Origin of the sequence: Serratia sp. 22264 (assembly GCF_052045345.1) — a bacterium.
Taxonomy (GTDB): Bacteria; Pseudomonadota; Gammaproteobacteria; order Enterobacterales; family Enterobacteriaceae; genus Serratia; species Serratia plymuthica.
Genome location: NZ_JBQEOY010000010.1, coordinates 51,034 through 72,043, shown reverse-complemented (window position 1 = coordinate 72,043; position 21,010 = coordinate 51,034). Strand labels below are relative to the sequence as shown.

The following is a 21,010-nucleotide window of genomic DNA, read 5'->3' as shown; positions in this document are numbered from 1 at the left end:
CAGCCCAAATCAATTGCCGGGGTCAGCTCGCTGCCCCGCCTATCGGTTTTATACTTGTCGCCCTTCAAGCCGTAGCACCCACCGTTGGCTGCAACCTGAAATCTCCAGGGTATGGGGATCAGATGCTGTGCTTTTCGTCTTTTCTGGTGCGCCCTAACAGGCTCAACGCGGCTTCCCGGGCATTTTTATGGCAGTACAACACCTGGTAAATCTGTTCGGTAATCGGCATTTCCACACCGTGTCGCTGCGCCAGCGCCAACACCTCTTTGGTATTGCGATAGCCTTCAACCACCTGACCGATACTGTCTTGCGCCTCTTGCACGCCTTTTCCCTGCCCCAGCATAATACCGAAACGGCGGTTGCGCGATTGATTATCGGTGCAGGTCAGCACCAGATCACCCAAACCGGCCATGCCCATGAAGGTCGAGGGATCGGCGCCCAACGCCGAGCCGAGGCGGCTCATTTCCGCCAGGCCACGGGTAATCAATGCAGTACGCGCATTGGCGCCAAAGCCGATACCGTCTGACATCCCGGCGCCGATGGCAATCACGTTCTTCACCGCACCACCCAACTGCACGCCGATAAAATCGGGGTTGCTGTAAACGCGGAAGCTTTTACCGCAATGCAGCAGCTGTTGCAGATCTTCGGCAAACTGAGTATCGGTGGAAGCCAGCGCAATCGCGGTCGGCAGCCCGGCGGCCAGCTCTTTGGCGAACGTTGGCCCTGAGACCACCGCCAGCGGGATATCATCGCCCAGCGCTTCGCGCGCTACGTCCTGCAACAACCGGCCGGTCTCCGCTTCCAGCCCTTTGGTCGCCCACACAATGCGGGCATCCGGGCGCAGATGCGGCTTTAGCTGGCGCAATACGTCACCGAACACATGGCTTGGCACCACCACCAGCACATCGCGACTGGCAGCCAGCGCACGTGCCAGATCGGCTTCTAACAGCAGCGTGTCGGGGAAGGCAACGTCGGGGAGAAACGCCTGATTGCAGCGGTCACGCTGCAATTTTTGAATTTGCTCTGGGTTATGCCCCCACAGCACCACGGGGTGGCCGTTACGCGCCAGCGTAATGGCTAATGCGGTGCCGTACGAGCCGGCACCGATAACGGTCATTGAAGCATTGACGGTGTTCATCAGGCATCCTGATGTGGTGCGGCACCTTCGCCTTCCGCCTGCTGTTGCAGATAGTTCATGAACAGCGCGTCGAAGTTAACCGGTGCCAGGTTCAGTTGCGGGAATGTGCCGCGAGAAACCAGGCTGGTGATGCACTCACGCGCATACGGGAACAGAATGTTCGGGCAGTATGCACCCAGGCAATGCGCCAGCTGCGTGCCGTCGATGCCTGCAACGGAGAAGATGCCCGCCTGCTGCACTTCACACAGGAACGCAGTTTCTTCGCCCAGAGACGCAGTCACGGTTACGCGCAGTACAACTTCATACACTTCGTCAGCCAACTGGCTGGAAGCGGTATCTAGATCCAGTTTAACTTCTGGCTGCCATTCCTGCTGGAAAACCTGCGGAGCGTTTGGCGCTTCGAAGGAGATATCCTTGGTGTAAATGCGCTGAATCTGGAAAGCCATCTCTGTGCTGTTTTGTTCTGACATGTGTGTAATACCCTTGGTTAAACGTCCTTATTGACACTCAGTAACCGGCAGTGGTCCGCTTATAGCAACGGATCCAGACCACCACGAGCATCGAGTTCATATAAATCATCGCAGCCGCCGATATGCCGGTCGTCGATGAAAATCTGAGGCACGGTGGTGCGCCCACTGCGCGCAATCATCGCTTCGCGTTTTTCATTATCGCCATCAATGGCGATTTCGTTAAACGCCGCGCCCTTACTGTTCAGCAGCGCTTTGGCGCGATGGCAGAACGGACAGGTCGCTTTGGTGTAGATATCAATGTTAGCCATGGATTACCACCTCAAATACATTAAAGAATTACTTACCGCGCACTAACGGCAGGTTTTCCCCGCTCCAGCCGGCAATACCGTCTTTCAGCATGGCCACGTTTTCAAAACCGGCCTTGCTCAGGTTTTCCGCCGGCTCGCGAGAGGCAGTGCCGTTGGCGCAAACCACGATGATCGGCTGAGCCTTGTGTTTTTCCAGCTCGCCCAGGCTGCCGCTTTTGATTTCGCTCGCCGTCAGGTTGATGGCGTTGGCCAGGTGGCCTTTACGGAAATCATCACGGCTGCGGGTATCAACCACAACGGCATCTTCTTTATTAATCAGGCGAGTGGCTTCACCACGAGCGATCTCTTTCACCTTGGAGAAACGGCTTTTGAACGTCATGACGATCACGGCAACCAGCAAGCCAATCCAAGCCAGGCTCAGTATCGGATGCTTGCTAACGAATTGCATAATTTCTTGCAGCATGGGGTGTAACAACTCCCGTCAGTTAAGGGATAAAATAAGTCAAGGTTCCAGAGTATACCTGCCGAGTGCGGCAAATACAGCCAATAAGCAAGCGCTATTGCAGAAACTGCGGAGTACGCTGAGAAATTCCTGACGTCAGAGCATAAAAGCCGGTCTTGTTCGCCGCAACTTTGATCTCTCGGGGCTCTTTTTAATCGTACGCGTTGTAAAATCGGGCGGTTTTAAGGTGAATAGCCATCATTCCGATTGCGGGCAGATGGCTATTCACAACTTAAAAGTTCATAACGAGGTTAATGCAATGTCGAGTAACAAAAAGCCGATGGTGCTGGTGATCCTGGACGGCTACGGCCATCGGGAGGAGCAACAGGACAATGCCATTCTGAACGCCAAAACGCCGGTGATGGATCGCTTGTGGCAACAGCAGCCGCATACCCTGATCGCCGCTTCCGGCCTGGACGTGGGCTTGCCTGATGGCCAGATGGGCAACTCGGAGGTCGGCCACGTCAACCTGGGCGCCGGACGCATCGTTTATCAGGATCTGACCCGACTGGATAAAGAAATCAAAGACGGCGACTTCTTCGCCAACCCGACGCTGACGGCAGCGGTCGACAAGGCCGTACAAGCGGGCAAAGCGGTGCATATCATGGGCCTGCTGTCGCCGGGCGGCGTGCACAGTCATGAAGACCACATTTTGGCCATGATTGAACTGGCCGCTCAACGCGGCGCGAAAGCCGTGTACCTGCACGCCTTCCTGGACGGCCGCGACACTCCGCCACGCAGCGCAGAAAACTCGCTGCAACGCTTTAGCGACGCCTTTGCCAAACTGGGCGCCGGGCGCATCGCCTCGCTGATTGGCCGCTATTACGCCATGGACCGCGACAATCGCTGGGACCGTGTTCAACTGGCTTATGCACTGATGACCGAGGCTCAGGGCGATTATGTGGCCGATAACGCCGTTGCCGCACTGCAAGCCGCTTATGAGCGCGGCGAAAACGACGAGTTCGTGAAACCGACCGTGCTTCAGGCCGCCGGTGAAGCCTCCGCCGCTCTGCAGGATGGCGACGCGCTGATTTTCATGAACTTCCGCGCCGATCGCGCGCGCCAGATCGTTCGCGCCTTCGTGAATGCCGATTTCGACGGATTCCCCCGCGCCAAGGTGGTGAACTTCGGTGATTTCGTGATGTTGACCGAATATGCCGCCGACATCAAAACCCCTTGCGCCTACCCGCCGGCGTCGTTAAACAATACCTTCGGCGAATGGCTGATGAAGCACGACAAAACGCAGTTGCGCATCTCGGAAACCGAAAAATACGCACACGTCACGTTCTTCTATAACGGCGGTGTGGAAGAACCGTTCAAAGGCGAAGAACGCGTGCTGGTCAACTCGCCGAAGGTCGCCACCTACGATCTGCAACCGGAAATGAGTTCGGCGGAGCTGACCGACAAACTGCTGAGTGCCATCAGCAGCGGCAAATACGACGCCATTATCTGCAACTACCCGAACGGCGACATGGTGGGCCATACCGGCGTCTATGACGCGGCGGTGAAAGCGGTGGAAACCCTCGATAGCTGCATCGCGCAGGTCGTGGAGGCCGTTAAGGCCGTTGACGGACAGCTGTTGATCACCGCCGATCACGGCAACGCCGAACAAATGCGCGATCCGGCCACCGGTCAGGCGCATACCGCCCACACCAGCCTGCCGGTGCCGCTGATTTACGTCGGCAAGCCTGCTCACGCGGTCAACGGCGGCAAGCTTTCCGATATCGCGCCGACCATGTTGACGCTGATGGGAATGGAAATCCCGAAAGAGATGACTGGTAAGCCGCTGTTCATCGTGGAATAATCCTTCTCCATGAGGGAGAAGGCGTTTTTTGCACTATCAAGGGTAACCCGAAGCGCAAACGCAGGCAGCCGGCCGCTGCCTGAACGCACAGCGCCAAGGAAGTTGACCGCCATGTGCGCCAGCGTATTTTGCGCTGGCGTCTTGCTGTTGCCGTTAGCCGGACAGGCGGCGGAAGACAACAAATCCCAGCTCAAAGACATCCAGCAAAGCATCGCCGAAAAAGAGAAGGCGGTTAAACAGCAGCAACAGCAACGCAGCTCATTGCAGGATCAGCTTAAACAGCAGGAAAAAACCATCGCGCAGGCCAGCCGCCTGCTGCGTGACACCCAGGGCACGCTAAGCAAACTGGGGAAAGACATTTCCGGCCTGAACGCCTCCATCGCCAAGCTGCAAAAGCAGCAGTCTACTCAGCAAGAGATCCTCGCCAAACAGCTCGACGCCGCTTTCCGGCAGGGGCAACACAGTGCAGTACAACTGATCCTCAGCGGTGAGGAGAGCCAGCGCAGCGAGCGTATTCTGGCTTACTTCAGCTATCTGAACGAGGCGCGTCAGCAAACTATCGAAGAACTGAAGCAAACCCGTGTCGAGCTGGCAAAACAAAAAACCACGCTGGTGGCCAAACAGGGCCAGCAAAAATCGCTGTTGAGCGAACAGCAAACGCAACAACAGAAGCTGGAGCAGGCACGTGGCGCACGTAAGCAAACGCTGACCGCACTGGAAGCCTCGCTGGAAAAAGATCAGCAGCGGCTGGTGGAACTGCGTCAAAACGAAACCCGCATGCGCGATAAAATTGCCCGAGCTGAACGCGAAGCCCGCGCCCGTGCCGAACGTGAAGCGCGTGAAGCCGCCAAGGTGCGCGAGCAAATGCGCGCCAAAGAACAGCAGGCGAAGAAAACCGGCACCAGTTACAAACCTAGCGAAGCCGACCGCTCGCTGATTGCCCGGACCGGCGGCCTTGGCAGACCGAGCGGACAAGCGATGTGGCCGGTTCGTGGCCGCACCTTGCACAGTTTTGGTGAACAATTGCAGGGCGAGTTACGCTGGAAAGGCATGGTGATCTCGGCCGCCGAAGGCAGCGAAGTGAAAGCCATTGCCGACGGCCGCGTATTGCTGGCCGACTGGCTGCAAGGCTATGGTCTGGTCGTCGTAGTCGAGCACGGTAAGGGCGACATGAGCCTGTATGGCTATAACCAGAGCGCGTTGGTCAACGTCGGGGCGCAGGTCCGCGCCGGGCAGCCGATAGCCTTGGTAGGCACCAGCGGAGGCCAGGGAACGCCGTCGCTTTATTTCGAAATCCGTCGTCAAGGTCAGGCGGTTAACCCACTACCGTGGTTGGGAAGATAGATTTGCGCTATATCAAAACCCGTACTGTCGTATTGATTGGCTGTCTGTTGCAGGTTTGCGCCGCGCAGGCTGGGAAGTTGTCCATCGTTATCGATGACGTGGGTTATCGGCCGCACGAGGAAGGCGCCGTGCTGCAAATGCCGACGGCGATCTCCGTTGCCGTGCTGCCCAATGCCCCTCACGCCCGTCTAATGGCCACTCGCGCCCACAGCCAGGGCCGCGAAGTGTTGATTCACATGCCAATGGCCCCGCTCAGCAAACAGCCGTTGGAGCGCGATACGCTGCAGCCGTCCATGAGCAGCGAAGAGATCCAGCGCATCATCCGCAATGCGGTGAATAACGTGCCCTACGCGGTCGGGATGAACAACCACATGGGCAGCGCCATGACCTCCAGCCTGCCGGGCATGCAGAAAGTCATGCAGGCGCTCGAAAGTTACCGCCTGTACTTTCTCGATAGCATGACCATTGGCAATAGCCAGGCCACCCGTGCCGCTGCAGGGACCGGAGTGAAGGTCATCAAGCGTAAAGTGTTTCTGGACGATACCGCCAACGAGGCCGATATTCGCCGCCAGTTTAACCGTGCGGTCGATCTGGCACGCCGCAACGGTTCCGCCATCGCGATTGGCCATCCACGTCCGGCGACGGTAAAGGTGCTGCAGCAAATGCTGCCGACGTTGCCAGCCGATATCGTGCTGGTAAAACCCAGTTCGCTGCTGAATGAACCGCAGAGTAACAGCGGCGGCGGCAGTTACGTTCCACCGCCGGTCAAGCCGCAGAAACCGCAGCCGAAGAACCCGTTCACCGGCGGTATCAAGCAGTGCAAGGTCAAGTTGCCGAAGGAAAAAGTCAACGCAGGCAAGGCGATAAGCGTGATCGGCGAAAGCGTGACACAGTCGCCGGCGGCAGAGTTTATCAAGCGCCAGTGGCATCGCTGGGTCGACTCAGCGCCAGACAAACCGAAAGCATAAAATCAGGGCCGGAATCTTCCGGCCCTTTTTACTGTCAATCCCAGCTCAAAACCACTTTTCCGGACTGCCCGGAGCGCATGGCGTCAAAGCCCTGCTGGAACTCATCGATCGAGAAACGGTGGGTGATGATAGGTGTCAGATCCAGACCAGACTGGATCAGCGCCGCCATCTTATACCAGGTCTCAAACATCTCACGGCCATAAATCCCTTTGATAAACAGCCCTTTGAAGATCACCTGATTCCAGTCGATCGACATATCCGACGGTGGAATACCCAGCATGGCGATGCGGCCGCCGTGGTTCATCGCATTCAGCAGCGTACGGAACGCCGGTGGTGCGCCGGACATTTCCAGCCCCACGTCGAACCCTTCGGTCATGCCCAGTTCGGCCATCACGTCGTTCAGGTTTTCTTTGCTGACGTTCACCGCACGGGTCACGCCCATTTTACGCGCCAGTTCCAGCCGGTATTCGTTAACGTCGGTGATCACTACGTGGCGGGCACCAACGTGCTTGCACACCGCAGCGGCCATAATGCCTATCGGGCCGGCACCGGAAACCAACACGTCTTCGCCAACCAGATCAAACGACAGCGCCGTATGAACCGCGTTGCCGAACGGGTCGAAGATTGACGCCAGCTCATCGGAAATATTGTCCGGGATCTTGAAAGCGTTAAACGCCGGGATCACCAGGTATTCGGCAAAGGAACCTGGACGGTTCACGCCCACGCCAATGGTGTTGCGGCACAGATGGGTGCGGCCGCCACGGCAGTTACGGCAGTGGCCACAGGTGATATGGCCTTCGCCGGAAACGCGGTCCCCGACGTTAAACCCTTTAACTTCCTGCCCCATGGCAACCACTTCACCCACGTACTCGTGGCCGACCACCATAGGTACCGGGATGGTTTTCTGCGACCATTCATCCCAGTTATAAATATGAACATCGGTACCGCAGATCGCGGTTTTACGGATTTTAATCATGATGTCGTTATGGCCCAGCTCAGGCTGAGGCACATCCGTCATCCAAATCCCTTCTTCCGCTTTCAGTTTTGACAATGCTTTCATGGTTTTACCTTATGCAATAACGCCAAGATCCTTACCGATACGAATGAACGCCGCGACTGCACGCTCAATTTGCTCCGGGGTGTGGTCAGCAGACATCTGGGTACGGATGCGCGCCTGGCCTTTCGGCACCACCGGATAGAAGAAACCGGTCACATAAATGCCTTCCTTGAGCAGCGCGTTGGCGAACTCCTGCGCCAGCTTTGCTTCACCCAACATCACCGGGATGATGGCGTGATCGGCCCCGGCCAGCTCAAAGCCCGCCGCGGTCATTTTTTCGCGGAACAGGCTCGCATTGGCCCACAGACGATCGCGCAGCGCATCGCCCTGCTCCAGCAGTTCCAGCACTTTGATCGAAGCGGCGACAATCGCCGGCGCCAGCGAGTTGGAGAACAGATAAGGCCGCGAACGCTGGCGCAACCACTCCACCACCTCTTTTTTCGCCGCGGTATAACCGCCGGACGCGCCGCCCAGCGCTTTGCCCAGCGTACCGGTAATGATGTCGACGCGGCCCATCACGTCGCAATATTCGTGGGTGCCACGCCCGTTGGCGCCAACGAAACCTACCGCATGGGAATCATCCACCATCACCAACGCCTGATACTGGTCCGCCAGGTCGCATACCCCTTTCAGGTTGGCGATCACGCCGTCCATGGAGAACACGCCGTCGGTTGCGATCATGATGTGGCGCGCGCCATCGGCCTTGGCCTGTTTCAGCTGCGCAGCCAGCTCGTTCATGTCGTTATTGGCATAGCGGTAACGCTTCGCCTTGCACAAACGCACGCCGTCGATGATCGACGCGTGGTTCAGCGTGTCGGAGATAATCGCGTCTTCCGGCCCAAGCAGCGTTTCGAACAGCCCGCCGTTGGCATCGAAGCAAGAGGAATACAGGATGGCGTCTTCCATACCGAGAAAATCGGCCAATTTCCGCTCCAGCTGCTTATGGCTGTCCTGAGTGCCGCAAATAAAGCGCACCGACGCCATGCCGAAACCGTGGCTGTCCATACCGGCCTTGGCCGCCGCGATCATCGCCGGATGGTTGGCCAGGCCAAGGTAATTGTTGGCGCAGAAGTTGATGACATGGCGGCCGTCGGCAACGGCGATATCAGCCTGCTGAGCGGTGGTGATAATGCGCTCTTCCTTGAACAACCCTTCGCTACGGGCGGTTGCAAGCTGTTGTTCCAACTGCTGATAAAAAGACGCGGACATTCGGTTATCTCCAGGATGGGTCTGTTTTCCACATATTTTACTGATTTGTAACCAAACTGACGACAATACACAGGAGAGAATATGAAAATTGCAGCAGATATCACGGCAAAGTGCTTTGATGCTCGACATCGCGGGATATTCGGAGCCCGTCCGATGTTTGCGGCGGCATGAAATGCTATTATAAGCGGCATTGAGCGTGGGGCACCCTGTCCCACCGGGCAGAATAATAGGGGTAACCCAATGATTATCGTTACTGGTGGCGCCGGCATGATCGGCAGCAATATCATTAAGGCGCTGAATGACACAGGGTATCGCGATATCCTGGTGGTAGATAACCTGAAAGACGGCACCAAATTCGCCAACCTGGTCGATCTGGATATCGCCGACTATATCGATAAAGAAGATTTTATCGCCAACATCGTGGCCGGTGACGATCTGGGTGAAATCGACGCGGTATTCCATGAAGGTGCCTGTTCATCCACCACCGAGTGGGATGGCAAGTACATGATGGACAACAACTATCAGTACTCCAAAGACCTGCTGCATTATTGCCTGGATCGCGAAATCCCGTTCCTGTACGCCTCATCGGCAGCCACCTACGGCGGCCGTGAAGAATTTATCGAAGAGCGCCAGTTTGAAGAGCCGCTGAACGTATACGGTTACTCCAAATTCCTGTTCGATCAGTACGTACGTGAAATCCTGCCTGAGGCGGATTCACAGATCTGCGGCTTCCGTTACTTCAACGTTTATGGCCCGCGCGAAGGCCACAAAGGCAGCATGGCCAGCGTTGCATTCCACCTGAACAGCCAGATCAACCGCGGCGAGAACCCGAAACTGTTCGACGGCAGCCAAGACTTCAAGCGTGACTTTATCTACGTCGGCGACGTCGCCGCGGTAAACCTGTGGTTCTGGAAAAGCGGCGTGTCCGGCATTTTCAACTGCGGCACCGGCCGTGCGGAAACCTTCCAGGCGGTGGCCGACGCGGTAGTCGATTTCCACCAGAAAGGCGCGGTGGAAAACATCCCGTTCCCGGAAAAACTCAAAGGTCGCTACCAGGCGTTTACCCAGGCCGACCTGACCAAGTTGCGCGCTGCCGGCTATGACGCGCCGTTCAAAACGGTCGCCGAAGGCGTGAAAGAGTACATGGCCTGGTTGAACCGCACCGCTTAAGCTGAAGGAAATCATTCAGGGTATGAAAATACTGGTTATCGGCCCTTCGTGGGTTGGCGATATGATGATGTCGCAAAGTCTCTACCGCACCCTGAAGGCCGAGCACCCGACAGCGGAAATTGACGTGATGGCGCCTGCCTGGTGCCGTCCGTTGCTGGCGCGTATGCCGGAGGTCAATCAGGCTCTGTCGATGCCGTTAGGCCACGGCGCGCTGGCGCTCGGTGAACGCCGGCGCTTGGGGCGCGCCCTGCGCGCCAACGGCTACGATCGCGCTTACGTGCTGCCCAACTCGTTCAAATCCGCGTTGGTGCCGTTCTTCGCCCAGGTGCCGCAGCGGACCGGTTGGCGTGGCGAAATGCGCTACGGTCTGCTCAATGATATCCGCGTCCTGGACAAAGCCGCCTTTCCATTGATGGTACAGCGCTATGTGGCGCTGGCTTACGACAAGCAACGCATTCAGCGCGCCGAAGATCTGCCGCAACCGCTGCTGTGGCCGCAGTTGCAGGTAAGCGACGAAGAAATTGCCGAAACCACCGCGGCCTTCAACCTGACAGATCACCGGCCGATTATCGGTTTCTGCCCAGGGGCCGAATTTGGCCCGGCCAAACGTTGGCCGCACTACCACTACGCCCAGTTGGCGCAGATGCTGATCGATCAAGGCTATCAAATCGCGCTGTTCGGCTCGGCCAAGGATCACGAAGCGGGCGAACAAATCCGCACGGCGCTGGATGACGACGCCCGAGGATTTTGCATGAATCTGGCCGGGGAAACTCAGCTGGAGCAGGCCGTGATCCTGCTGGCGTCCTGCCAGGCCGTGGTCAGCAACGACTCAGGCCTGATGCACGTTGCAGCGGCATTGAACAAACCGCTGATAGCATTGTACGGCCCAAGCAGCCCGGATTTCACGCCGCCGCTGTCCGATAAAGCCAAAGTGATCCGCTTAATCAGTGGTTACCATAAGATACGCAAAGGCGATGCCGATCAGGGTTACCATCAGAGCCTGATCGATATTCAGCCACAGCAGGTGTTGGACGCGCTGACGCCGTTACTTGCCGCCAGCGAGGAATAAGTAAGCATGCAGGTGTTGATTGTAAAAACCTCCTCGATGGGAGACGTACTCCATACGCTACCGGCGTTGACCGACGCCATGCAGGCCATTCCCGGCATTCGCTTCGACTGGGTGGTGGAGGAAGGTTTCAGCCAGATCCCCACCTGGCATCCTGCGGTAGACCGCGTGATCCCGGTGGCGATCCGCCGCTGGCGCAAAAACTGGTTTGGCAGCGAGACGCGCCAGGAACGCTGCGATTTTAAACGCCTGGTGCAGGAGCGCACCTACGACGCGGTGATCGACGCCCAGGGGCTAATCAAAAGCGCCGCACTGATCACCCGCATCGCCAAAGGCAACAAACACGGCCAGGATGCCAAGAGTGCCCGCGAACCCTTCGCCAGCTGGTTCTATAACCACCGTCATGACATCGACAAGCAGCAGCACGCCGTGGAGCGTACCCGCGAACTGTTCGCCAAAAGCCTGGGCTATGCTAAGCCGGAAAGCTACGGCGATTACGCCATTGCGGCGCGCTTTCTCAGCCACCTGCCGGCCGACGCCGGACAATACCTGGTGTTTTTGCACGCCACGACCCGCGATGAGAAACATTGGCCTGAGTCGCACTGGCGGGAATTGATTGGGCTGATGGCACCAAGCGGGCTGAAGATCAAATTGCCATGGGGTGCGGAACACGAACGCCTGCGCGCGCTGCGTTTGGCGGAAGGCTTCCCGCACGTCGAGGTGCTGCCAAAACTCAGCCTGCAGCAGGTCGCCGAGGTGCTGGCTGGCGCGAAAGGCGTGGTCTCGGTCGATACCGGTCTCAGCCATCTGACCGCTGCGCTCGACAGGCCTAATATCACGCTGTTCGGCCCGACCGATCCGGGATTGATCGGCGGCTATGGGCAAAATCAGCACTCCCTGATTTCTCCGGAAAAAAGCATGGCGACGCTCAGCGCTGACGCAGTCTGGGCAGAATTGCAAAAGGTTATTTGATGAAAAAACTGCACATTATCAATTTAGGGAAAATGGGTGGTGTCGAACGTCTGTTCCTGCAGTATATCAACGACACGACCGATGGCAGCAACGAAGTCATTTGCATCAGCGGTGAGGTCGGTGAAGAAATCCGTCGGCAAATGCCTGACCAGAAGATCACCTTTGCCAACAGGTTGATTAACGCGTTCCCGCTGCGTTGCCCGCAATTCTTGCGCAAATACCTGCTGAAAAGAAAAATCGAGAAAGCCAACGCCGACATAGTGATTGTCTGGGATCTTGTGCCCGGCCTGGCAGCGAAGCCTAAACGCGGCAAACTGGTTTATTACGATCATGGCTGCTCCTGGCGCTATCCGAAAAACCCGAAGACATTACGATTTCTCGCCATGCTGGACGGCTGCATCTCTGCGTCTTACGCCTCAAAGCGGGTGATGGCGCTACGCTTTAACCTGCCCTGTCCCAATCACGTGGTGATTAACCGGCTTAAAACCCCTATCGGTATCCATGATAGTTTGAAACCACTTAGCCGGCCGGTGAGGATAGGTACGGCGTCTCGCCTGGTAAGCCTGAAAGGCATCAGCGTTTCATTGCTGACGCTGCAGGAGTTGCTGCGCCGCGGGCATGATGTCACCCTGGAAATCGCCGGCAAGGGGCCGGATCGGGCGGCGTTTGAAGCACTGGCAGAAAAACTCGAACTGGGCGATCGGGTCACTTTCAGCGGCTTTCAGGATAACGTGGCCGACTTTTTCAACCGTACCCATATCTATATGAGCACGCCGATTACCGAACCCTTCGGCTTATCCTGCATGGAATCGCTTTATTTTGGCGTACCGGTGATCTTCCCGCAGGTGGACGGCCAGCCTGAAGTGATCAAGGACGGGCAGTGCGGTATTGGGCTGACGCCTGCAGTGACAATCGAAGAACATCGCCGGCTGACCGGCATCAAGGTGGATTTCCCTCACGATGTTTACGATCCGGCTACCGATGCCCTGGTGGTGCCAAAGCTGCTGTCGCACCTGGAATGCGCGGATGCGGTCGAAAGGCTGATGGTGCCAGAAACCTACCAAACCATGAGCCGAAATGCGCAGCGTTACCCCGTCGAACATTTCAGCTACGCTATGTTCAAGACCGAGTTTGATGATTCGCTGAAATCATTTATTGCCCAAACGTGATATGAGCAGGAAACCCAGCCCCATGCTGCTAAAAGAAACAACCCCGCATCCCGCCTTCAGCTATCTTATTTATTTGGGATGCGCTATCGCTTTTTGCACTATCCCCTTTGGCTCCGCCACCGGGCGCAATCTGTTTTATATTTCCAGCTATATCTCGTTCATCGCCGTCTGCCTGAACATAAAGTATTTTGTTAAAAACAAAAGAAATCTAATTCTGCCGGTCCTGTTTTTCTGCGTAGGCATGGGGAGCATTTTCTGGTTGCAGCACTTTAAACAACCGGGCGAGTACATCAATATTTACCGTTCCTATATGTCGACCGGGAAATTGCTGATCGCTACCGCGTTTATCCTGTTGATTGCGTTAAATGAACGCCTTTGCATGCAGCGCGCGTTTGTTGTCGTCGCGCTGGCGACCGGCATCGCGGTCAACGGTTATTCGCTTTACCAAGGGTTGTGGCTGGATATTCCGCGTATAGAAATCAACTTCGACCGCGCCACAGTCGCCGCCTACCTGATTACCGCCATCAACCTGGTGATGCTGCAGGCGATACTGATGCTGCGCAGTAAATACCGAATCCCTTTGTATATCATTGGCTTCCTGGTTACGTTTTCTACGCTGGTGCTCACCGGAACGCGAGCGGCCATGCTGGTTTACCCGGTAGCGATTGGCCTGTCGATACTGGCGACGAAACAACTGATATCCCATAAGCACAAGATCCTGCTGATAGCCTCAGTGCCATTGTTGTTGCTCGCCTGCGGTTTGGTCTTCAAATCACAAATAGAGCAGCGCATCGCGGCATTTCAGACCGACATGCGGCTGATCGATCAACCGCAGACCGAGAACTCGATTATTTCCCGCATCTCAATGCAGATCGTCGCAATACGCGCCGGTTCGGCGGCGCCGCTGGGCCAATCCGCGGAACAACGCGGGGAAGAAATCCGCGCCATGGTTGCCCACGAGCCCCATCTGTCCGGCGTCATGCCTTATATCAATGTGCATCTGCATAACGAACTGCTGGAAACCTACTCGCTCAAAGGTGTTTGGGGTGTGCTGTTTTTACTCGCGCTCTACGTTGGCTTATTCGTCAGTTCTCTTAAGCCGCACCGTAATGCGTTATTGTTAGGGGTGACATTCAGCCTGTTTGTTTATGGACTCAGCGACGTTATCTTCTTCAGCACCGAGGGCACGGCAATATTCTGCCTGGCGATAATTGCCAGCATGCTGTCGATGAAGAAAATGCCGGTTTCCCAGGATTGAACGATATGAACTCATCACCGCCGCTGCTCAGTTTTATTGTGCCGTTTTACAATAATGAGGATTTCGTTGTCGCCAGCCTGAGTTCACTGTTCGACCAAATCGGCGATGATATTGAAGTGGTCATCATTGACGACGGTTCAACCGATGCTTCCGCCGATCGGGTACGCCAGTTGTTGGCAGAGCTCCCGCACCCGCATGTGACCTTTATCTCGCAGAAAAATGGCGGCATCGCCTGTGCCCGGAACATCGGGCTGCAACACGCGCGTGGGCGCTACATTACCTTCCTTGACGGGGACGATTTGCTGAGCGGTGACTACCTGACCATTCTGCGGCCGTTGCTACTGGCCGATGAAGATGACCTGATCGACTTTAATTATCAAAAGTTTATCGATACCCCGCCAGTGCTGTCTCACCAGACAACCGCCCGCCGCAGCGTTTATGATTTTGACAACCAGGGCCTGTCCTGCCTCACTCCGCTGTTTGCCCGCTCAATGTGGCATCTCTGGAGCCGGGTCTACCGGCGTACGCTGTTGGAAGGGGAATCATTCGAAAACGGCCGGCGCTATGAAGACGTTATCTTCACGCCGTTCCAGTATTTCAAAACCCGGAAAATCGCCCATCTCGACCATGAGCTTTATTTCTATCGGGATAACAGCCAGGGCATCACCCGCAACGTCAAAGCCAAAGATATTGAAGATATGCTGTTTGCCATCAGCAAAACGCTGCGTTTTATCGATCAGCACCCGCATGATGAGCCCTTGCGACAATTGGCGGCCTTAATGCTCGCCAACTGTTTCTCGGAAGTGAAAAGCATGTCGAAAGCGCTGTACGGCTACTACCATTATGAGCCGGAAGCGCTGCGCACCTTCAACCGCGTGGCTGAGGTATGCCGCAACAGCGGCGTACCGCGAAAAAAAATCCGGCAAATGCGCTACGCCCGGGTCGATACCTGGTTGTCAAAAATCCGCTGGCGACTGAAAACGCGCTAAAAACACGCTTAATTCAATGACAGATGCTCCACCACCTCAGCATAAATACGCTGCGGCTGGATCACACCCATTGGGCTTTCGGCTTCCAGCGGCATAGTGTAACCGGTGCGGGAAACCTGAATAATCCGATGAAGCTCCGGATCCTGAATGGGCCCGGTAGAACGTGAATCAGCCGTGACGAACAGGCTGATGGTTTTTACTTTCAGCGCGACCGCCAGATGCAGCGGCCCGGTATCGCCGGTGATCAGCACATGGAAGCTGTCGATCAGCGTCAGCAGCGCCTGCAATCCCGTTTTACCAATCCGGTTGTCCACGCAAGCCCGGGTTTCAGGTTTCACCTGGCTCAGGAACTGCTGCGCTTTCCCCTCATCAAAAGGACCGCCAATCAGCACAACACGCACCTTGCCGTGTTTGGCCACCAGTTCGTCCGCCAGCCGGACGAAATGCGAGACCGGCCAGCAGCGTGATTCAGTAGAAGCGCCCAGTTGAAAACCAATAGTACAGTGCTCGCTACTTTTGATACCCGGCTGATAAGGCGCAGGGATTTCCATGGTGGGATCGTCACTGCGACAACCCAAAATTGAAATCAGCTCCAGCTTGCGGCGAATAAAATGACCGTAATAATGGAAGATATAATTGGTTAGCCAAGGTTCAAGCCCGCAAATCCCGGAGCTGTAGTTATCGCGGATAATATATTTCGCACCGGATAATACCGCGCTGATGATGTCGTACGGCAGATGCGAATGCAGGATTAGCGCCAAATCCGGCTGATGCTCGCGCAGTGACTTCAGCAGCGGCCGCATACTCTTGATTTTACTGTCCCAATACACCACGCGATCGTAGTAGCGGCCATTCTCCACCAGTTCCTGATTCTTCTTGTGCACCACCAGCGTAATGTGCGCATCGGGATAGCGTTCCCGCATCGCCCGCAGCGCGGGGGTGTTGAACATAAAATCACCCAACGCCGTGGTCGAATAGATGACGATATTGTCAAACTGAAGCCGACTGTCGAAAGTCGCCTTATCCTGGAAACGGCCGGACTTTGCGGTATAACGTCGCAAAAACCAATCCGCGACCTTAATTTTCCATTTTTTCGACATGTCAGTTCACTTTAAGTTGATAATATTCGGCCAGCGTCATGCCCACCGTACGCTGCTGTAGCCAGGCGAACAGCTGCTCTAAATCGCGATACAGCACTTCAATGTCCTGCTCGGTTTTAAACGTCGGGCTGCCGCCCGGCATAAACTCGGAAGAGTGCAGCATAAACTCGACGTAGTCATGTCCCTGCAACAGGCAACGTTCGGCCACCTGCTGCATTTTTTCCAGATTGCCACCACTTGGCCGCAACCAGTTTACCGACGGCGAACGCTGCTTGCCACGCAACCGATCATAACCCTGCTTGAGCGTATTCATCAGCGCAGAATGCTTATACTGGATGCTCATCGGCACTTCCAACAACGTTGAGGCTCCCGCTGCGGCGATATTTTCCGGATCGATAAAATAGGCCTGCGACGGGAAGTGCCGGTAGTCGGTACCGCCGTTCCCTTGCGGGTTGCCCGGCGAAAATTGCCAGTTGACGCGTGGCGTGACCGAGCAATCTACCTGATAACCATATTCCAGCAACAACGCCGCATAGTACTCGTTAAACGCCCAGCGCCCGGCGCGGTGGCTGAGCATTTTGGTCTGGAAGGCATCTTCCAGCAGCTTGGTCATATGATCGACCTTGGCGCGAATTTGTTCGGCCGGGTATTCGATCAGATAAGGTTTGTGCCGCCAGTCATCGTCGGTCAATGGCGTCAGAGGCGGGCTGTTCCAGGCGTGCAGGTGCATTCCTACTTCCCCGGTACCGCGCGCAATCACATCGCGGGCAAACTCGACGTATTCGGCATCTACCGCCATTTCATAGTTGGTAAGATACACCGGCTTGAAGCCATATTTCTCACACAACGCCTGAAAGCGCGGCAAAAAGCGCGTGTTTTCGGTCGAAATACGATCGTGGTTTTGCCACAGATTGTCGCCTTCGGTATCAATGGTGATGAGAAACGCCGGTTTAGTCATAAATATCGGGCCTGATATCAACAGAATGCATATATGTTACGCAGGGCGTTTCGCCAGGGCAAACGACTTTACTGCCTGGTTTGGACAACGTTGAAGGCCTTTTGTCTCTCCTTCGCGCTATTTTTTCACTTCGCGGCAAGAAAACCGTGCAACAGTAGCCACATGCGATCGGGTCATTTAGAATCAAATATTGGTTTCCCTGAAAGCGACTCATGATGAACGACGCGCCAGCCCTAGCTCCTGATACCTCGATACAGCGTATTCTGATCGTTAAACTTCGCCACCATGGCGACATGTTGCTGGTCACACCGGTCATCAATAGCCTGCAGCAAAACTATCCGCAGGCGCAGATCGACGTGCTGCTGTATAAAGAAACCCAGGATATGCTGGCCAGCCACCCGGCGCTGTCGAATGTGTTCGTTATCGATCGCCAGTGGAAAAAACAGGGTACGAAAGCTCATCTGCGCCACGAGCTTAACCTGATCCGGCAGCTCAAAGGCCAACGTTACGATCTGGTGGTCAATCTGGCCGATCAATGGCGCAGCGCCATTATCGCCCGCCTGACCGGCGCGCGCATTCGGCTGGGTTTCGATTTTCCCAAACGGCGAGGCTTCTTATGGCGTCATTGCCACACGCATTTGGTGCCGGTAAGCGATCACGCGCGGTTGCATACCGTTGAACAGAACCTGTCCCTGTTGCGGCCGCTCGGTCTGCCGACCCTCAGCCAGCAGGTGACCATGAGCTATCCGCCGCAGGACTGGCAGACCTGCGAGCAGTTGTTACGGCAGCAGGGCATTACCGGCGATTATATCGTGGTACAACCTACGTCCCGCTGGTTCTTCAAATGCTGGAGCGAAGAAAAAATGGCCGCCACTGTCAGCGCGTTGCAGGCCGACGGTCACCGGTTGGTGATCACCTCCGGGCCGGACACAAAAGAGCGGGAAATGGTGGAGCGCATTCTGGCGCTCTGCCCGACGCAAGGAGTCGTTTCGCTGGCCGGCCAGTTAACGCTGCGTCAGCTTGCCGCCCTGATCGACCACGCTAAACTGTTTATCGGTGTAGACTCGGTGCCCATGCACATGGCCGCCGCGCTGCAAACACCCTGCATTGCGCTGTTTGGTCCTTCCAAGCTGGTGTTTTGGCGCCCATGGCAGGTTAATGGCTGCGTGATATGGGCCGGGGACTTCGGCACCTTACCCGATCCGGACGCCATCAACACCGGCACCGATGAACGTTACCTGGACCTTATCCCTACAGACGCGGTGATTGCAGCCGCGCGGAGCCGGCTAGCATGAAAGCATTTCGTTTGGCGATCGTTCGTCAAAAATACCGCCCGGACGGTGGTGCCGAGCGTTTCGTCTCACGCGCTCTGGAAGCACTGGAGCAACAGAACCTCGATCTGAACGTTATCACCCGCGAATGGCAGGGTGAACCCCATCCGGACTGGCATATTCATTTGTGCAATCCGATAAAGCTTGGGCGCATCAGCCGTGAGCGCGGTTTTGCCGAGGCCGCCAGAGCGCTGTGGCAGAAAGAGAAATTTGATCTGGTGCAGAGCCACGAACGTATCCCCGGCTGCGATATTTACCGCGCCGGCGATGGCGTTCACCGCCGCTGGTTGCTGCAAAGAGCGCGTTTGCTGCCCGACTGGCGCCGCAAATGGCTGTTCTCCAACCGCTATCACCGTTACGTAATGTGTGCGGAACGTGCGATGTATGCCGCGCCGGAACTGAAAGCGGTCATCTGCAATGCGGAAATGATTAAACAGGAAATCATCGACGACTTTGGGGTCCCGGCCGATAAAATCACGGTGATCTACAACGCCATTGATAATCAAAAATTTCTGCCGGCCACGGCCGAGCAGCGGCAGCAATTGCGTCGGCAACACCAGATCCCTCAACAGGCGCACTGCCTGATTTTTGTCGGCTCCGGCTTTGAGCGCAAAGGGTTGGCCGCCGCCATCCGCGCCGTCGCGGCCACGGACAGTTATCTGCTGGTCGTCGGTAAAGATAAGGCTGAAAAGCGCTATCAGGCGCTGGCACAGTCACTAGGATGCGGCGATCGGGTGCGGTTTATGGGCGTGCAAAAACAGACGCTGCCGTTCTATCAGGCCGCCGATGCACTGCTGTTGCCAACGCTGTACGACCCGTTCCCTAACGTGATTCTGGAGGCAATGTCCTGCGGTCTGCCGGTCATCACCAGCACCACCTGCGGCGGCGCGGAATTTATCGCTCAAGGGCAAAACGGCTTCGTTACCGATGCTCTGGATGTCCCCGCCCTCGTCACGGCGATCAAGGCATTGCCACGCCAGGCACTGGGCTCCGCCATGGGTGAAGCCGCGAGAGCGCGTATCATGTCTGCCACCCCGGCGCACCTGTCGGAACAGTTGATCTCCCTTTATAACCGGCTGCTGGATTAACTATGCGTATTTTGATGATTATCGATGGCCTGCCCGGCGGCGGCGCAGAAAAAGTGGTGCTGACGCTGTGTCAGGGCATGCAGGAAATGGGCAATGACGTCAGCCTGATTTCGCTTCGCGACGTCTGTAACTACCCTATCCCGGCCGGCGTTCATTATCAGGTGGTTGCGGATCACAGCCGCACCCCCTGGCGAAAACTGACCGAGCTGTCACGCCGCGCCGCCGCGCTGGATCGGGTGATTGCCGATAACGAACGCCGGCAGGGTGCCTATGATTTGGTGTTCTCGAACCTGCATAAAACCGATCGCATCGTCAGCCGCAGCAAGCTGCTCTCCTCGGATCGCCTGTGGTTTTGCATCCACGGCATGCTATCGACTTCTTATCTCGGCCATCGCAAGGGCCTGGATCGCTGGCTGAAACAGCGGAAAATCGCCGGCGTTTATCAGGGCCAGAATATCGTCGCCGTCTCACAGGCCGTCGGTGACGATCTGCAACAAAACCTGCCTATCCACCCGAACCGGTTGGCAGTCATCAACAATCCGTTTGATATTGCCGCCATCGAACAACAGGCGGCGGAACCCTGTGAACTGGCGGGTCAGGAATATCTGGTGCACGTCGGGCGCTTTCATCCGCACAAGCGGCACGATCGCCTGTTGAAAGCCTATGCGCAATCGGGCATACAGGCGCCGTTGGCACTGATTGGCACCGGCAGCGAAGCCAACGTAGGGGAAGTGAAACAGCTGGCCAATCAGTTGGGCATCGCCGATCGCGTACTGTTCCTCGGCTTCCAGGCCAACCCTTATCCTTTTATTCGGCACGCATCGCTGCTGGTGCTCAGCTCCGACAGCGAAGGCTTTGGCAATGTGCTGGTGGAAGCGTTGTTATGCGGTACGCCGGTGGTCAGCACCCGTTGTCCAGGGGGGCCTGCGGAAATTCTGGAAAAAGCCGGAATGGATAACGCACTGGCAGAACTCAATGAAAAATCGCTGGCGGAAAAAATGGCAAAAATTTATGCCCAACCTCCGGAGATTAATCACCAGCAGTTGCTGAGCTATGGACTGAAATCTATTTGTCAGCGCTATTTGGCGCTCAAGAAATAAATAAGGGCA

Annotated in this window: 20 protein-coding genes; 12 read left to right on the top strand and 8 right to left on the bottom strand. The window is 56.2% G+C overall.

All coding sequences use genetic code 11. The annotated features are described in order from the left end of the window. Nucleotides 1–118: 118 nt before the first annotated feature. Genes gpsA through ACTJJ1_RS23975 form a run of 4 tightly spaced genes read right to left on the bottom strand, consistent with a single transcriptional unit; the run spans nt 119 to nt 2,379 of the window. Nucleotides 119–1,138 carry an NAD(P)H-dependent glycerol-3-phosphate dehydrogenase gene (gene gpsA / locus ACTJJ1_RS23990; RefSeq protein WP_004953251.1) on the bottom strand — a complete coding sequence of 340 codons (1,020 nt, stop codon included), beginning with the start codon at nt 1,136–1,138 and terminating at the stop codon, nt 119–121. Next, nucleotides 1,138–1,608 carry a protein-export chaperone SecB gene (secB, locus tag ACTJJ1_RS23985; protein WP_004953255.1) on the bottom strand — a complete coding sequence of 157 codons (471 nt, stop codon included), beginning with the start codon at nt 1,606–1,608 and terminating at the stop codon, nt 1,138–1,140. The genes gpsA and secB overlap by 1 nt, the downstream gene beginning before the upstream one ends. A gap of 59 nt (nt 1,609–1,667) precedes the next feature. Then, complete coding sequence (gene grxC, locus ACTJJ1_RS23980; RefSeq protein ID WP_004953258.1) at nt 1,668–1,916, bottom strand: glutaredoxin 3; 249 nt, start codon at nt 1,914–1,916, stop codon at nt 1,668–1,670. A 28-nt stretch (nt 1,917–1,944) separates the two neighbouring features. Continuing rightward, on the bottom strand, nt 1,945–2,379 hold the full coding sequence (locus tag ACTJJ1_RS23975; protein ID WP_004953261.1) for a rhodanese-like domain-containing protein: 435 nt from the start codon (nt 2,377–2,379) through the stop codon (nt 1,945–1,947). A gap of 298 nt (nt 2,380–2,677) precedes the next feature. On the opposite strand from ACTJJ1_RS23975, the gene gpmM reads away from it, so the two are divergent. The 3 genes from gpmM to ACTJJ1_RS23960 are packed head-to-tail and all read left to right on the top strand — an operon-like array spanning nt 2,678 to nt 6,534. Further along, nucleotides 2,678–4,222, top strand: coding sequence for a 2,3-bisphosphoglycerate-independent phosphoglycerate mutase (gene gpmM / locus ACTJJ1_RS23970; protein ID WP_006328897.1), 1,545 nt, complete (start codon nt 2,678–2,680; stop codon nt 4,220–4,222). A gap of 9 nt (nt 4,223–4,231) precedes the next feature. After that, a complete protein-coding gene (gene envC / locus ACTJJ1_RS23965) occupies nt 4,232–5,566 on the top strand; it encodes a murein hydrolase activator EnvC (protein ID WP_440835621.1) in 1,335 nt (444 codons plus the stop codon). A gap of 2 nt (nt 5,567–5,568) precedes the next feature. Further along, the gene (locus ACTJJ1_RS23960) at nt 5,569–6,534 is read left to right on the top strand and encodes a divergent polysaccharide deacetylase family protein (RefSeq protein ID WP_004953271.1); all 966 of its coding nucleotides are present in this window, start codon (nt 5,569–5,571) and stop codon (nt 6,532–6,534) included. Nucleotides 6,535–6,568: 34 nt separating this feature from the next. Here ACTJJ1_RS23960 and tdh read toward each other — a convergent pair whose 3' ends face one another. Next, entirely contained in the window at nt 6,569–7,594 is a 1,026-nt protein-coding gene (gene tdh, locus ACTJJ1_RS23955; protein ID WP_004953275.1) for an L-threonine 3-dehydrogenase, read from the bottom strand. Between the two features lie 9 nt (nt 7,595–7,603). After that, the gene (kbl, locus tag ACTJJ1_RS23950; RefSeq protein WP_004953277.1) at nt 7,604–8,800 is read right to left on the bottom strand and encodes a glycine C-acetyltransferase; all 1,197 of its coding nucleotides are present in this window, start codon (nt 8,798–8,800) and stop codon (nt 7,604–7,606) included. Nucleotides 8,801–9,040: 240 nt separating this feature from the next. On the opposite strand from kbl, the gene rfaD reads away from it, so the two are divergent. The 6 genes from rfaD to ACTJJ1_RS23920 are packed head-to-tail and all read left to right on the top strand — an operon-like array spanning nt 9,041 to nt 15,424. Beyond that, the gene (rfaD, locus tag ACTJJ1_RS23945; protein ID WP_004953280.1) at nt 9,041–9,970 is read left to right on the top strand and encodes an ADP-glyceromanno-heptose 6-epimerase; all 930 of its coding nucleotides are present in this window, start codon (nt 9,041–9,043) and stop codon (nt 9,968–9,970) included. A gap of 22 nt (nt 9,971–9,992) precedes the next feature. Next, entirely contained in the window at nt 9,993–11,039 is a 1,047-nt protein-coding gene (gene rfaF, locus ACTJJ1_RS23940; protein ID WP_440835618.1) for an ADP-heptose--LPS heptosyltransferase RfaF, read from the top strand. 6 nt (nt 11,040–11,045) lie between these two features. After that, nucleotides 11,046–12,008 carry a lipopolysaccharide heptosyltransferase RfaC gene (gene rfaC, locus ACTJJ1_RS23935; RefSeq protein ID WP_006328903.1) on the top strand — a complete coding sequence of 321 codons (963 nt, stop codon included), beginning with the start codon at nt 11,046–11,048 and terminating at the stop codon, nt 12,006–12,008. Beyond that, nucleotides 12,008–13,177 (top strand): glycosyltransferase family 4 protein, encoded by a 1,170-nt coding sequence (locus ACTJJ1_RS23930; protein WP_004953290.1) that lies wholly within the window; start codon nt 12,008–12,010, stop codon nt 13,175–13,177. The genes rfaC and ACTJJ1_RS23930 overlap by 1 nt, the downstream gene beginning before the upstream one ends. Nucleotides 13,178–13,199: 22 nt before the next feature. Continuing rightward, a complete protein-coding gene (locus ACTJJ1_RS23925; protein ID WP_122289678.1) occupies nt 13,200–14,435 on the top strand; it encodes an O-antigen ligase family protein in 1,236 nt (411 codons plus the stop codon). A 5-nt stretch (nt 14,436–14,440) separates the two neighbouring features. Continuing rightward, nucleotides 14,441–15,424 (top strand): glycosyltransferase family 2 protein, encoded by a 984-nt coding sequence (locus ACTJJ1_RS23920; RefSeq protein WP_421414553.1) that lies wholly within the window; start codon nt 14,441–14,443, stop codon nt 15,422–15,424. An 8-nt stretch (nt 15,425–15,432) separates the two neighbouring features. On the opposite strand, the gene ACTJJ1_RS23915 is transcribed toward ACTJJ1_RS23920, so the two are convergent. Together ACTJJ1_RS23915 and ACTJJ1_RS23910 are read right to left on the bottom strand one after the other, a co-directional pair. Next, nucleotides 15,433–16,524: a glycosyltransferase family 9 protein gene (locus ACTJJ1_RS23915; RefSeq protein WP_440835615.1), complete on the bottom strand. Its 1,092-nt coding sequence runs from the start codon at nt 16,522–16,524 to the stop codon at nt 15,433–15,435. A 1-nt stretch (nt 16,525) separates the two neighbouring features. Further along, nucleotides 16,526–17,482, bottom strand: a complete 957-nt coding sequence (locus tag ACTJJ1_RS23910) for a polysaccharide deacetylase family protein (RefSeq protein WP_440835613.1) — start codon at nt 17,480–17,482, stop codon at nt 16,526–16,528. Between the two features lie 212 nt (nt 17,483–17,694). Here ACTJJ1_RS23910 and rfaQ point away from each other — a divergent pair, with 212 nt between their 5' ends. Genes rfaQ through ACTJJ1_RS23895 form a run of 3 tightly spaced genes read left to right on the top strand, consistent with a single transcriptional unit; the run spans nt 17,695 to nt 21,001 of the window. After that, nucleotides 17,695–18,777: a putative lipopolysaccharide heptosyltransferase III gene (rfaQ, locus tag ACTJJ1_RS23905; RefSeq protein WP_421414557.1), complete on the top strand. Its 1,083-nt coding sequence runs from the start codon at nt 17,695–17,697 to the stop codon at nt 18,775–18,777. Then, the gene (locus tag ACTJJ1_RS23900) at nt 18,774–19,901 is read left to right on the top strand and encodes a glycosyltransferase family 4 protein (RefSeq protein WP_440835611.1); all 1,128 of its coding nucleotides are present in this window, start codon (nt 18,774–18,776) and stop codon (nt 19,899–19,901) included. Before rfaQ ends, ACTJJ1_RS23900 begins: the two co-directional genes overlap by 4 nt. A gap of 2 nt (nt 19,902–19,903) precedes the next feature. After that, nucleotides 19,904–21,001, top strand: coding sequence for a glycosyltransferase (locus tag ACTJJ1_RS23895; RefSeq protein ID WP_409443919.1), 1,098 nt, complete (start codon nt 19,904–19,906; stop codon nt 20,999–21,001). Nucleotides 21,002–21,010: the final 9 nt, after the last annotated feature.